This window comes from Algoriphagus boritolerans DSM 17298 = JCM 18970 (genome assembly GCF_900108085.1).
Lineage (GTDB): Bacteria > Bacteroidota > Bacteroidia > Cytophagales > Cyclobacteriaceae > Algoriphagus > Algoriphagus boritolerans.
Genome location: NZ_FNVR01000004.1, coordinates 211,771 through 225,768, shown reverse-complemented (window position 1 = coordinate 225,768; position 13,998 = coordinate 211,771). Strand labels below are relative to the sequence as shown.

At 45.2% G+C, this 13,998-nt stretch carries 12 protein-coding genes; 2 read left to right on the top strand and 10 right to left on the bottom strand.

Annotation, left to right across the window (positions count from 1 at the left end):
- Positions 1 to 5: 5 nt before the first annotated feature.
- The 10 genes from C4S61_RS06260 to C4S61_RS06210 form a co-directional block, all read right to left on the bottom strand.
- Positions 6 to 1,178, bottom strand: coding sequence for an FtsW/RodA/SpoVE family cell cycle protein (locus tag C4S61_RS06260; protein ID WP_103923915.1), 1,173 nt, complete (start codon positions 1,176 to 1,178; stop codon positions 6 to 8).
- Positions 1,175 to 2,530, bottom strand: coding sequence for a UDP-N-acetylmuramoyl-L-alanine--D-glutamate ligase (gene murD / locus C4S61_RS06255; RefSeq protein ID WP_103923914.1), 1,356 nt, complete (start codon positions 2,528 to 2,530; stop codon positions 1,175 to 1,177). The genes C4S61_RS06260 and murD overlap by 4 nt, the downstream gene beginning before the upstream one ends.
- Positions 2,531 to 2,539: 9 nt before the next feature.
- Positions 2,540 to 3,751, bottom strand: a complete 1,212-nt coding sequence (mraY, locus tag C4S61_RS06250; RefSeq protein WP_103923913.1) for a phospho-N-acetylmuramoyl-pentapeptide-transferase — start codon at positions 3,749 to 3,751, stop codon at positions 2,540 to 2,542.
- A 1-nt stretch (position 3,752) separates the two neighbouring features.
- Positions 3,753 to 5,216: a UDP-N-acetylmuramoyl-L-alanyl-D-glutamate--2,6-diaminopimelate ligase gene (locus tag C4S61_RS06245; protein WP_103923912.1), complete on the bottom strand. Its 1,464-nt coding sequence runs from the start codon at positions 5,214 to 5,216 to the stop codon at positions 3,753 to 3,755.
- Complete coding sequence (locus C4S61_RS06240) at positions 5,213 to 7,321, bottom strand: penicillin-binding protein (protein WP_103923911.1); 2,109 nt, start codon at positions 7,319 to 7,321, stop codon at positions 5,213 to 5,215. The genes C4S61_RS06245 and C4S61_RS06240 overlap by 4 nt, the downstream gene beginning before the upstream one ends.
- Positions 7,318 to 7,701: an FtsL-like putative cell division protein gene (locus C4S61_RS06235; RefSeq protein ID WP_103923910.1), complete on the bottom strand. Its 384-nt coding sequence runs from the start codon at positions 7,699 to 7,701 to the stop codon at positions 7,318 to 7,320. The genes C4S61_RS06240 and C4S61_RS06235 overlap by 4 nt, the downstream gene beginning before the upstream one ends.
- Entirely contained in the window at positions 7,698 to 8,609 is a 912-nt protein-coding gene (rsmH, locus tag C4S61_RS06230; RefSeq protein ID WP_103923909.1) for a 16S rRNA (cytosine(1402)-N(4))-methyltransferase RsmH, read from the bottom strand. The genes C4S61_RS06235 and rsmH overlap by 4 nt, the downstream gene beginning before the upstream one ends.
- A gap of 4 nt (positions 8,610 to 8,613) precedes the next feature.
- Positions 8,614 to 9,048: a division/cell wall cluster transcriptional repressor MraZ gene (gene mraZ / locus C4S61_RS06225; protein ID WP_103923908.1), complete on the bottom strand. Its 435-nt coding sequence runs from the start codon at positions 9,046 to 9,048 to the stop codon at positions 8,614 to 8,616.
- Between the two features lie 405 nt (positions 9,049 to 9,453).
- Complete coding sequence (locus C4S61_RS06215) at positions 9,454 to 11,385, bottom strand: M56 family metallopeptidase (RefSeq protein ID WP_103923906.1); 1,932 nt, start codon at positions 11,383 to 11,385, stop codon at positions 9,454 to 9,456.
- Between the two features lie 2 nt (positions 11,386 to 11,387).
- Entirely contained in the window at positions 11,388 to 11,756 is a 369-nt protein-coding gene (locus C4S61_RS06210; protein ID WP_103923905.1) for a BlaI/MecI/CopY family transcriptional regulator, read from the bottom strand.
- A gap of 328 nt (positions 11,757 to 12,084) precedes the next feature.
- On the opposite strand from C4S61_RS06210, the gene C4S61_RS06205 reads away from it, so the two are divergent.
- Positions 12,085 to 13,197: an alkene reductase gene (locus C4S61_RS06205; RefSeq protein ID WP_103923904.1), complete on the top strand. Its 1,113-nt coding sequence runs from the start codon at positions 12,085 to 12,087 to the stop codon at positions 13,195 to 13,197.
- Between the two features lie 50 nt (positions 13,198 to 13,247).
- Entirely contained in the window at positions 13,248 to 13,997 is a 750-nt protein-coding gene (locus C4S61_RS06200; RefSeq protein ID WP_103923903.1) for an NRDE family protein, read from the top strand.
- The last annotated feature ends 1 nt before the right edge of the window (position 13,998 follow it).

Sequence of the window (13,998 nt, the reverse complement as noted above, 5' to 3'; positions counted from 1 at the left end):
TGGGTTTATGCTGTTCTTAATCTATTTCGTACTTCAGGTGTAGGTGCAACTTCATCCGAATGATCTCCGCGGCTCACACTCAGGATGATTCCCAGTGCGGTTCCGGTGAAAACCAACGACGTTCCTCCCATACTCAGGAGCGGAAGTGGTAACCCCGTAATTGGTCCCAAGCCAACTGCCACGGCCATATTGACCAAGGCCTGGATGACAAGGGCAAAGCTTAATCCTGCGGAAAGCAAGCCTCCGAAGGCTTTATTGGAATTGGCTACGATGCGCATTCCCCGATACAAAAGCGCGAGGTAAAGGAAAAGCACTGTCGCTCCGCCTACCATGCCGTATTCTTCAATGATGATGGCGTAGATAAAATCTGAATAGGGGTGTGGCAAAGAATTGCGCTGCTCACTGTTACCCGGCCCTTTTCCTGAAATACCCCCGGTCGCAATAGCGATGTAGGATTGCTCTGCTTGGAAAGGAATTTTGCTATCGTCCTCTTTTGATTCCCAGAACGCCTCAATTCTGGAGTAAAATGTTTCACCTCTTTGCCCTGTGAACACAGCGATCGTCAATCCCATAACCCCGACCATGACGACCAAAAGAAGGTATTTTAGAGGAACTCGGCCGATAAACATGATCAACAGACAAGTGATTAAGAGCAAAATCGCCGTAGACATATTGGCCATACCTATCAATGCACAGATAATTCCGATGGACAAAATCACCGGCAAAAACGTACCGGTAAAGTCCTTGATGTTGTTTTGACGCTTGGCCAGCATCGCCGCCAAGGCTGCAATCAGGGAAAGCTTCGCCAAATCTGAGGGTTGGAAGGCCTGATTAATGACCGGGATAGTCAGCCAGCGATTGGCTTCATTGATATTGGAGCCGAATAAGTAGGTAAATGCCAAAAGTGGAATTGACAAATACATGAAAAGTCGAGCATAAAGCGCGTACTTTTTATAAGGCATCTTATGCGCCAGCCACATCACAAAAAGGGATGCAAAAACCAAGAAAGAATGGCGCATCAAATACAATTCGGTATTTCCACCGGCAGTCTTGTAGGCCAAGGTCCCCGTAGCAGAATACACCACCAAGATGCTGAACAAAGACAGTAAAATCACGATCGCCCAGATGATGGGGTCGCCCTTAAACTGCTCGTCTATCCATGCTTTCAGCTGAATCATGCCTTTTGTTTTTCTTTTAATTCCAAAACCGCGCTGCGAAACTGCGCTCCACGGTCCTCATAATTTTTAAATAAATCGAAGCTGGCACAGGCCGGTGACAATAAAACCACTTCACCATAACTTGCCATGTCGTGCCCCCAAGTCACTGCCTGACGGATATCCTGTGTTTCTTTGATTTCTGATATAATTCCCGAAAAAGCATCCTTCAGCTTTTCATTATCCTTACCCAAACAAATAAGTGCTTTGACTTTGCCCTTATCCACCAGATCATTTAAGACTGAATAATCGTTGCCCTTGTCCACTCCTCCCGCTATCCATATCATCGGTTCGGTATAGCTTCCCAATGCGTAATAGGTCGCTTCGACATTAGTGCCTTTGCTGTCGTTGATGAATCGAACGCCATCGATTTCCCGAATCAGCTCCATCCGATGCGGCGCATTTTTAAAGGTCGAATAACCCTCAATCAGCTGCTCTTCCCCCAGTCCTACCATCGTTGCAGCGATTCCTGCACAGAGTGCATTAAGGATATTATGCGAACCTTTGATCGGTAGAATGGAACTTGGGATCTGCACCGTCTTTCCTTCGACTGCTATTTCCAGTGTCTCCAAATCGCTGAATCCGCCTTTTTTCTGTTTTTCCGCAAGGGAAATCCAATAGATTTCAGCAGTTGACTTCTTCATTTCGAGGCCTTTTTGAGTCAAAGGATCTTCCAAAAACATAATTGCTTTTTCGCGGGAAGTCATGTTTTTGAATAGGCTCATCTTCGAAAGAATGTAGTTCTCAATTTTATATTCGTATCGATCCAGATGATCCGGAGTAATGTTGGTAAGGATGGCGATCGTTGGCTTGAAGGTTTGGAATCCATCAATCTGAAAACTCGATACTTCAATCACCCACCAGTTGTGATCCTGATTGACCAATTGTCCAGCCCAGCTTTGTCCCACGTTTCCGGCTAAGCCGACGTCGTAGCCTGCTTCTTTGAGTAGGTGATAGGTCAGTAGCGTGGTGGTGGTTTTGCCGTTGGTTCCGGTGATGGCAATTACTTTTCCGGCGCTGAATCGGTAAGCAAACTCCAATTCGTCAATCACCGGAATACCTTCATTCAAAGCCTTCTTTACCAGTGGCGCCTTTGAAGGAATGCCGGGACTTTTGATAATGAGGTCACATGACAGGACTTTGGACTCGTTGTGTCCTCCTTCCTCAAAGTTGATTCCCGACTCCTGAAGTGCATTTTTCCGTTCGGAAGAAATCAAGCCAGAATCAGACACCCAAACCCCATAGCCTTCCCGCTTGGCGAGCAATGCTGCTCCCAATCCACTTTCTCCGGCACCTAGGATGGCTATTTGTTTCATATCTACTTACTATCTCAGTTTCAAGGTGGCCAAAGTGATCACAGCCAGCAAAATGCCGACGATCCAGAAGCGGGTCACAATCTTGGCTTCATGAATTCCTTTCTTTTGGTAATGGTGATGCAAAGGAGACATCAGGAAAATCCTTCGTCCTTCCCCGTATTTTTTTCGAGTGTATTTGAAATAGCCCACCTGAAGCATCACACTCACATTTTCAACCAGGAATATTCCGCACAGGATGGGAATTAACAGCTCTTTGCGAAGCGTCAAAGCCAATACAGCAATTACACCTCCCAGCATCAGGGAACCCGTATCGCCCATAAAAACCTGAGCGGGATAGGCGTTGTACCATAGGAAACCAATGCAGGCGCCAATAAAGGCAGACGCGAAAATCACCAACTCCCCTGAGTTGGGGATGTACATGATGTTGAGGTATTGGGAGAAAATCGCATTACCACTCAGGTAGGCGAAAATCGCAATCGCCAATCCGATTATGGCCGAGGTCCCAGCTGCCAGTCCATCAATTCCATCGGTAATATTTGCTCCGTTGGAGACAGCTGTGATGATGAAAATCGCCACTAAGATGTAAAGCACCGGCACCATGGATTCTCCAAGGAATCCCAACATCCGCTCATAATCCAGTTCGTTGTTTTTGACAAAAGGAATGGTGGTCTTCAGCGCCTTTACATCTTGAAATGACGGGGTCTCCACGATGCCTTCCTCGATAGAAACCGGAGTAGAAAACTCACGAATCACTACATCGTCATTGTAATAAAGTGTCGCTCCGACGATAATCCCGATTCCGATCTGACCGACGATTTTGAATCGACCTTTCAGACCTTCCTTGTTTTTGCGGAAGACTTTGATGTAATCATCCAAAAATCCAATCAAGCCCAGCCAAACCGTGGAGATCAATAATAGAATGATGTAAACATTATTCAGATTGGCAAAAAGAAGCGTCGGGATCAGAATCGCGGCGATCATCATCAGTCCACCCATCGTGGGGGTTCCTTTTTTCTGAGCCTGACCTTCCAGACCTAAATCCCGTACTGTCTCGCCGATTTGCTTTCTGCGAATCCAATTGATAATGGCTTCGCCGAATGTGATCGTGATGATCAAGGAAAAAACTGCCGCCATCCCCGCACGGAACGAGATGTAGCGAAACACACCCGTCCCCGGGATGTCCAGCACTCGGTCTAGGTAGTCAAAAATGGGATAAAGCATATCAGTTAGTTGTGAATTGTTCTAAGATTTCTGTCACTACTTCCGCGTCGTCGAAGTGGTATTTTACTCCTTTGATTTCCTGGTAGTCCTCATGTCCTTTGCCTGCAATCAGGATGATATCCCCTTTTCGGGAAAGCATCACGGCGGTTTTGATTGCTTCTCTTCGGTCTTCGATGGTCAGTGTTTTCCGGACTTCGGAAGGTCCCACTCCAGCCTGCATTTCCCGAAGGATTTCCATAGGATCCTCAAATCGAGGATTGTCTGAAGTGAAAATCACTTTGTTACTTTCACTCACTGCCAACTTTGCCATGATTGGCCGCTTGGTTCTGTCACGATTTCCGCCACAACCGACCACAGTGATGAGTTGCTCATTTCCGGTGCGTACTCCGTTGATGGTTTTCAGGACATTGTCCAAAGCATCCGGTGTGTGAGCGTAATCCACGATGGCAATGATTCCACCGATAGATATCCGATCAAACCGACCCTTTGCCCCACGGATGGCCGATAAGGTCCGAAGCACTTCCTCTTCCTCTTCTCCCAGCAAAACGGCCACTCCAAGCGCAGAAAGCAGATTGTAAGCGTTGAAAGCACCGATCAGCCGGAACCAGATCTGTTTGCTGTTGATTTCAAGCTCGAGTCCTTCGAGCGTGTTGGAAAGTATCTTGGCCTTGAAGTCAGCGGAAGATTTCAGCGCAAAAGAATGAGGCGTCGCTTTGCAGTTTTGAAGCATCACCGAGCCTCGCCTGTCATCTCCATTTACCAGGGCAAAAGCATCTTTGGGAAGCTCATCAAAGAGCTTTTTCTTGGCCTTGATGTACTCGTCAAAGGTCCCGTGATAGTCCAAATGGTCATGGGTGATATTGGTAAACACAGCTCCAGCCAGTTTCAATCCTGCAATTCGCTCCTGAACTATGGCGTGCGAACTTGCCTCCATGAAGCAATGCGTACAGCCCTCATCCACCATTCTGCGAAGCAAAGCCTGCACGCTAACTGCGTCAGGCGTAGTATGGGTAGCAGGAATCACCTGCTCGTTGATCTTATTTTCTACAGTGGAAAGCAACCCCGAGCTGTACCCCATCGCCTCAAAAAGTTGGTGCAACAGGGTCACTGTGGTGGTCTTTCCATTGGTACCCGTCACAGCTACTACTTTGATTTTTTCGGAAGGATTATTAAAGAAATTGGAAGCGATGATACCCAAAGCTTTGGCTGAATTCACAACCTGTACATAAGTAATTCCTTCGAGGATCTCCTCAGGAAGCTTTTCGCAGACAATCACCGTTGCTCCTTTTTCCAAAGCAGCGGAAATAAATTCATGGCCATCCACCTGCGTCCCGGCAACCGCCACAAAAGCACTCTGAGGCTCCACTTTTCTACTGTCGAAGACAATATTGCTCACGCTACAATCCATGTCTCCAATGGTCGAGGTCAGCGATACTTTATATAATATGTCCTTGAGCACTTTCATCCTAAGACCAGATTTATCGTTGCGTTTGGGGTCAGCTGAGTTCCCGGCAAAATGGATTGCTCCATCACTCTTCCTTTGCCTTTGTAGTTTACTTTGAGCCCTTTGTTTTCGAGGACAAAAAGCGCATCCCGCAATGGCATGCCTGAAACATCCGGCACGACCGCTTTTTCGGTATCATTTATCTTTAGTTCAATTTTCCCTTCTACCAGGGAAGCTTTGATCCAATCCTCAGCCGAGGGGCTTTTGGCCGCCACTCCCAGTTCATCCAAAATCCCCTGAAGCTCTTCTCCTTTTCCGGAAGAAATGAGCGGCATTTTGCTGGTTGTGTTTTCTGCCAAAAATATTTTGGACTGATCCACAGGATTCAGTTCCATGTCCAGCGCATAGATCCGATCAGCGATTTCTTTGAAAACCGGTGCAGAAACATCTCCTCCATAAGCAGCAAAACCCTTGGGACTGTCGATAACCACGATCATGCTGTATTTGGGTCGATCTGCCGGAAAGTAGCCTACAAAACTCGTGTAATATGTTTCGGTATATTTTCCATTGACGATTTTCTGAGCCGTCCCCGTTTTTCCGGCGATTTTATAATTTTCGTTTAGGATATTTCTTGCAGTGCCTCTGGTGACGACACCCTCCAAAAGCTCCTGGAGCTGCTTTACCGTTTTTTCTGAGGCGATTTGCTTACGCAAAACCTGCGGTTCAAAAGTCTCAATCAAGGTATTTCCTCTTCCCACTGCCTTTACAAAAAGCGGCTTCATCATCACCCCGTTATTTGCGACCGCATTGTAGAAAGCAAGGGTATGAATGGGATTGAGTTTGGATTCGTATCCGATGGAGATCCAAGGAAGTGAGGTCCCATACCAGGTTTTGGATCCTGGTTTTTTGAAAAAAGGCTTTCCTTCGCCTGATAACTGCAGGTCAAATGGCTCGGCTATACCTGCCTTATCCATGTAGGCCATATACTTGGATGGACTGGATCCAAAGTGCATATCCACTAGCTTGGAAATCGCCACATTTGAGGATTTCTCAAAAGCTTCCCGAATCGTGATGGTACCAAAGCCGCCGTTTTTGGCATCGTACATCGTCTGATTATAGAATCTGTGCGCTCCGTTACCGGTTTCGATCTTTTCGTTGAGGCTAACTTTATTTTCTTCCAAAAGTGCCAACATCGATACCAACTTGAAAGTTGAACCAGGTTCTGTATTGCCGATGTCACCCACAGCATAATTGTAGCTTTCGGAATAGCCCTTGCCGCTTTTATTGCGCTGCAGATTGGCCATCGCTTTCACATGACCTGTCTTGACTTCCATGACGATTACAGAGCCAAAAGCTGCATTTCGATCAGTCAGTTGTCTCCGCAACGCAGTCTCTGCTACATCCTGAATGTTTACATCCAAGGTGGTAAATACGTCATAGCCGTTATCGGGCTTAATATCTTCGGCATCAAAAACCGGCTTCCACACTCCTCCGGCCAATCTTTGAAACAAGGCCTTTCCGTCTTTTCCTTTGAGATAGGTATTAAAGCTATATTCGATTCCTGCACCGTAATCGTCTTCATTCAAAAAACCAACAGTCCGGCTTGCCAATGAATTAAAAGGTCTGTATCGCTTCTCTACTTTTTCAAAAATCACTCCTCCACCCAAGCGACCTTCCCTGAAAATTGGCCAAGCCATCATTTTTTGCATATCCTGATACCCAATTTGCTTTCTGTTGAGTATCAGGAAACGTTTCTTGTCTCCTCTCGCATCCTGAATCATGCGCTTGTAGGCTGTAGCTGATTTGTCTTTGTAAAATGCGGCGAGGTTTCTGGCAAGTGAATCGATTCCAGACTTGAACTTGGAGTCTTTGGCCATGGTCGGGTCTATCGCAACCCGATAAAAAGGCAAACTCGTAGCCAAAAGGCTTCCGTCGGTCGCATAGATGTTGCCACGTGTGGCGGGCACTTCCCGGTATTGAAAATTAACCTGCTCTGCTTTTGCTCTCCATTTATCTCCCTCCTTCACCTGCACAACTGCGATCTTGTATGGGATCGCGCAGGCAGCCAAAGCAACCAGGAGGAAGACCACTCTTACTCGGAGCACTATGGAGCGTTTTATGTTCACTTTTCTACCACTATTTTGATTGGCGGCTGATTCAATTCATAGATTTCAAGCTTGGCAACCCGCTTCGCCACTTCTGACTGCATGCTGCTCTGCATATATTCTGCTTCCAGGGTGGTGACATCCGCACGGAGATCCTCCACTTCCTGCTGGGCTTTTTCGATTTTTCGGACCATGCTCTCCGCTCGGTGATTGCTGAAAATGTAGATTAGCGCTAGGAGTACAAGGAAACCAACCGGGGGAACAAATTGAACAGGAACTCCTTCGCCCAATATCCCTTTCACATCGAGTTTCTCCTCGATCCAAGTAAAAAGCGTCCTCTTGGGACCTGCTTTCGGGGCATTTCCTTCCTTCAGCTTCTTTTTAAATGTGTTCTGACTCATTTTGCAATTTTTTTGGCTATTCTCAGTTTCGCACTTCTTGCTCTTGGATTAGCAGCTACTTCTTCCTCATCTGCCACTACCGATCCTCGACTTACCGGCTCAAGCGGCCGAATCAGGTTTCCGTAGAAGTCTTTCTCCACTTCACCCTGAAATTTCCCTTTGGCGATCAGATTTTTCACCAATCGATCCTCAAGGCTGTGGTAGCTCATGACTACGAGTCTTCCCTTTGGCTTCAAGAGCTCCACCGCACTAAGCAGCATCTCTTCCAAAGCCCCCATCTCATCGTTGACTTCGATTCTCAGCGCCTGAAAGACCTGGGCGTAGTATTTAAAATCCTTCCCCCTTGGTGCAAATCGCTTTAGAAAAGCAGTAAACCCTTCCGTCGTTTCGAAAGGTGTTTGAGCTCGCTCGGATACGATAGCTTGGGCGAGCGTCTTTGCGTTTTTCACTTCTCCGTATATCCCAAGGATCTTGTGAAGCCTCCCTTCATCGTAGGCATTCAATACATCCTTGGCCTTCAGATCGGCGGATTGATTCATTCTCATGTCCAATTCTCCACTGAATCGCGTCGAAAAACCGCGACTCGGCACATCAATCTGATGGGAGGAGATTCCCAAATCAGCCAAGATCCCGTCCACCTGCTTCACTCCATAAAGCCTGAGGTATCGCTTAATGTCCCGGAAGTTTGCCTGTACAAAAGTGAAACGTTCATCTTTAGGAGCATTTGCCAGGGCATCTTCATCCTGATCGAAACCGTAGAGATGTCCTTTATCCAAATACTTAAGGATTTCTCTTGAATGCCCCCCTCCACCAAAAGTGGCATCGACATAAGTTCCATTGGGATCTATAGCCAAGCCTTCAATGCATTGGGTAAGCATCACCGGGATATGGTAGGCAGAGGTTGTCATGACTTCAGGAGAGGTGTTTTTCCATCTGTTTTGACATTTCAATATCGTCTTCGATGACGAAGTCCTTATATCGATCTGCGCTCCACATTTCTATTTTGCTACCCACTCCAACCAGAATTACATCCTTGTCGAGCCCTGCGTATTCCTGAAAGGCTTTTGGGATCAGGAATCGGCCGGCACTATCCAATTCAACTTCAGTAATTCGAGTGAAAAAAGATCGCTTCAATCGACGGGTCTCTTCATTGTGATCCGAAAGTGCATTTACTTGACTTTCCAGCTTTCGAAACTCCACCATTGGATAAAGCTTAAGACATCTGTCAGCTGCCATCTGTAGCATAAGTGCATTCCCGTTAGCCTCTGGTATTGCCCCCTTGATTTTGGAAGGCAAAACCAGACGCCCCTTGGGATCCAGCTTACAATCATATCTGCAATTGAACATATCCTGACTCTTCTTTTTGATGAGTTTGAAGTAAAAACAAAAGTAGTAAAATCAACTTCACATTCTACCACTTTCCCCCACTTTTTCCCACTTTGAATTAAAAGTAGACAAAAGTTTCATCCAAGCCAATATTTTTTCTAAAAAATCAAAGAAATTTTTATTGATACTCAAGGTGTTAAGACACGCCACAATGTGTCCGAAAAATCCTCAAAATCGAATAAAAAGGCGTTTTTTTTTAAGGAAACAAACTTTCAAAAACAGAGGATTTCAATTCGACATCAAAAAGTGGGAGGATTTCCCATGAATTTCATTAGATTCCTACAAAGGGGGAGCAATTCCCGGCTAAACAATAAAAAAGACCCGCCCAAAGGACGAGTCTAATTATAAGGATCAACACACAATTAATTACTTATTGTCATCTTTTTTTAGCTCTTCCTGAACCAGTTTTTGAAACTCCTGAAGCTTGGCTTGGTGTTCTTTTTGCCAAACTTCCATTCGCTTCTGAAACTCTTCCATCTTGGGCTTGTGAGTGGCCTCCCACTCCTTCAATTTTTGCTCAAATTCTTTGATTTTTGGCTCTTGAGCTGCTTGCCATTCTTTCATTTTCTGTTCGAACTCCTTCATTTTTGGTTCGAATTCTTTTTTCCAGGCTTCCATCTTTGCCTCACGCTCGACTTCTTCTTCCTTCCATTTGGCAGCCCATTCCTCGGAACGCTTGGACCACTCCTGAGCTCGCTGCTCTGCTTGTTTTGCAAACTCTTTTGAGCGCTCAGCCCATTCTTTGGTCAATTTTTCACGTTGTTCTTGGGACATTTTGGTAGTATCCGAAAAGGCCATCATCGGCATGACTGAGCCCATTTCGAAAGCAAAATTCATAGGCTCCAAGAAAGGCATGGCCTCAACTGCAAAGGCATTGAGATTAGATGGGATTTCCATGTTAAAATCAGGGAGAGGAGCCATTTCAAAATTCATAGGCATCATTGGCGCATTCGGAATGTTAAATTCCGGGATAGGAGCACCACTAAATTCTTGAAGTTTATCAAAAGCAATTTTTGTTTTTCCCGAAAGGATAATGGTATCCTCATCTGAAATCAAAGTGTCCCCAGAGATCCTGTAGGAATATCCTCCATCAGAGAAAACCATTACATTTTTCCCGAAATGATAAGACCTTGGACTTTCTGGAGCTTCATATTTTTTGATTACCGTAGTATCAGGAGCGTTAGGGGCAATTGCGTCGAAACCGGCCACGGGTGCTCCGGCGGAAATTGGAGCTACCGGTTCCATTGGTTTCGGTGTGTCTTGCTGTGCGCTGCCCATCAGGCCGGCGCTGAGAAGTAGGGTAAGTAACATAGGGATAGAAATAATAGGGTTTTGAGGATAGTTTTGAGCCGGATAACCAAGCATTCGTTTGATTCTTTGAAGTGTTGGATTTCTCCTTTTACTAGCTGCCAGAGCCAATTCCGGAGGATTTTGCTTCGCAAAATTAAGCACCTCGGCCAAGCTTGTGGCAAGATTTTTAGGTTCAATGCCCGCTTTCATGACAAGATCATCTGCGGCATTTTCTCGAAGCTCTTTGACAGTATTATTCATCCACCAGTAGCAGGGGTGAAAGAAGAAGATAACCTCCAGACCCGAAAGAAGTAGATTGACGATGTAATCATTTCGCTTCACATGCGCCAATTCATGTGCAATAATTGCTTCGAGCTGAGCAGGCGAAAGCTGAAACAGTAAGCCTGCGGGCAGAAGAATAATAGGTTTGAAAGTCCCAAAAGTCAAGGGCGAAATGCACACCGTACTGATTTTCAACCGAACATCTCCTGTCACACCCATTTTGTTGGCTAGACGGTAGGCAATCCTTTGAATCTGAAAATCAACGACTGCTGTAGCGGATTTTCTCAAAATTCGTAATTCCGAGAAGCTGTTGATCAGCCTAAAAAGAAACAAAAGCGCTCCCAAAAACCAGAAATTCACCAATAAGGATATGTTTTGCTCAATCCAAGAGACCACTAGATTTGCTTCGGATCCAATCTGTGATCCACTTGAAAGATTAAGCGATTGATCGGTAAAAACCTTAACATTCCTACCGGTATTTTCCAATGTGACAGTGACAAGCTGAACCTCATACTGATAAGCAAAAGTCACAGCAGAAAATATAAATGCTAAAGCCAAAGCACCTACAGCCAACCCGTATTTTAAGGACGGTTTTGCCCGATGGACGATTTTAAGCGAGATCCACAGCACGGCGGCAATTAAAATAAGCTGCCAAACCGAGTGCACTAAAGTCCATCCAAGGGCTTTCAGCAGACTTTCTGAAACCCAATCGTTTAAAAGTCTCATTGCTAGTTATTTTCGAGTTGGTCTAGAAACGCTCTGATTTCATCTATTTCATCCTTCGAAGGATTGTCCTGTCCCAGGGCCTGCATGACCAGTGCCTTTGACGAACCGTTAAACGCAGTACTCATCAGGTTTTTCAGGAGTGACTTTTGAGTCTCTTGCTGATTTGTCGCCGGTTTGTAAATATGTGATCGGTTTTCTTCATCACGGGTGACCATTCCTTTGGCATGCATGATTTGCATGGTCTTCAAAGTGGTCGTGTAGCGGGTGTCTTTCGTTTCGGACAATCGTTCGTGGATTTGTCGTACGCTTGCCTCTTTCAGTTCCCAAAGCAGGGACAAGATTTCCAATTCAGACTCAGTGGGCTTATTCATGTTTGATAATACGATTTCTTTCGTACCAAAGATATACGAAGCGAATCGTAATCTCAAAAAATAGTACGATTATTTTCGTATTAAAATATGTTAAATACTGTTTCACTGAAATTTACCTGTAATTCCGGAGTGCTTGTACTCCTTTTAGCCCAAGCTTATTTCAAAAAATACGCTCCACTATTTTATTTGGTTTCGGCAATCCAGGTCAAGCTTGGGTCCCCTGTTAAAGGTTGAAGATTGGGTAAATTTATATTTTATTCAACCGGTGAACTAAGAAGGGATCATATTAGTTGTATATACATCTAATTCCAACTATTAATCAACAATCATGAAAAGTACCAATCAACCACTTTTACAGCCAATCCAAGTGGGTGACCTAACGCTAAAAAATCGCGTTTGGATGGCTCCAATGACCAGAAGTAGAGCAGCAAATGCAGAAAACAAAGTTTTTGAACTTCACGAAGAATATTACAGACAGCGGGCTTCGGCAGGCTTAATTATCACCGAAGGATCCCAAGTTTCTCCTCGGGCAGTTGGCTATATCAACACTCCGGGTATTTATTCTGCAGCGCAAACCGAAGCGTGGAAAGGTGTAACCAAAGCCGTACATGAGAAAGGCGGACACATCTTTATCCAACTATGGCATGTAGGCAGGATGTCCCATCCCGATTTTCATCATGGAGAGCTCCCGCTTTCGGCATCAGCCACCAATCCCCACTCAAAATCCTATACTCCGGAAGGATTCAAAGACACGGTAGCTGCCAAAGCAATGACATTGGAAGAAATCAAGCAGACCATTTTGGATTTTAAAAACGGAGCAAAGAACGCCATGGAGGCCGGATTTGACGGGGTGGAAATTCACTCTTCCAACGGCTACTTGTTTCATCAATTCTTCAATGGAACCTCCAACCATCGAACAGATGAATATGGAGGAAGTATCGAAAACCGAGCCCGAATTCTATTCGAAGTGATCGATGCCATCAAAGAAGTGATGCCTGAAAACAGAATCGGATTGAGACTCAACCCCTCCCTTCACGGTGTTTTTGGGATGACCATGGATGAGGAAACCATCCCCACTTTCGACTATATCATCCAAAGACTCAATCAATACGACTTGGCTTACCTCCATCTCTCCGAGCCGTTTACCGATGTAAGTGAAATCCCTTTTGCGGAGCAACACATTGCCAAAAGATACAGATCTATCTACAAGGGTACTTTAGTGATCAATAATGCTTTTGACCAGGAATCAGGTAATAAAGTAATCGAAGACGGATATGCCGATGCAGTTGCTTTTGGCAAACCCTTCATTTCTAATCCTGATTTGCCCGAGCGCTTTGCTGAAAATGCTCCACTTGCCGATTGGGATCAAAGCACATTCTATACTCCCGGGGAAAAGGGATTTATCGACTACCCGAGCCTAAAAGAGGCAGAAGTTAGTTAATTCACCCAGAGGGGCTGTCCGAAAACAGCCCTTTTTTATACCTTTACATCATGTGCTTAGTAGTTTTTTCCTGGAAGGATCACCCAACCTATCCACTCATTCTCAGTGCTAATCGGGATGAGTTTTTTGATCGGCCTACCCAAGTAATTCATCGATGGGAATCAGGAATTATTGCAGGAAAAGATCTTCGTGGGGGCGGAACATGGATGGGTTTTCATCCCGAAGGCAAATGGGCGTTACTGACAAATTACCGGGATTTCACACGGCCTCAACGCGCGGAAATCAGTCGGGGTAAATTGGTGCAAAACTTCCTAGAGAAAGAAGAAGATCCTGTAAACTATTTAGAAAGAATTTTTCTTATTAAAGATAAATACGAAGGCTTCAATCTTTTAGTCTCTGATGGAGAGCGGCTTTTCTACTTCAGTAACTACAAGAATGAAATTCAGGAAATCCAGCCCGGAATTCACGGATTGAGCAATGGATTGATCAATGATCCCTGGCCAAAAGTTGAGTTGGCTAAAAAGCAGTTGTCTGAAACCATATCTGGGGAAATTGAGGAAGATCGACTTCTGACAATTCTAAAATCGCAAGCAACCCATCCGCTGGAAAATCTCCCTAAAACAGGAGCGTCTGAAACGATGGAAATCGGGCTGTCTGCTCAACTGATTCGACTTCCTCCCAATTACGGTACAGTATCAGCCACAGCAGTAATCCGAGATCAAAGAGGAAAAACCGCAATCACTGAACGAACTTTTGATTGGGATCCTTCTATATTTTCAGAGACACGAATACACATTTAAA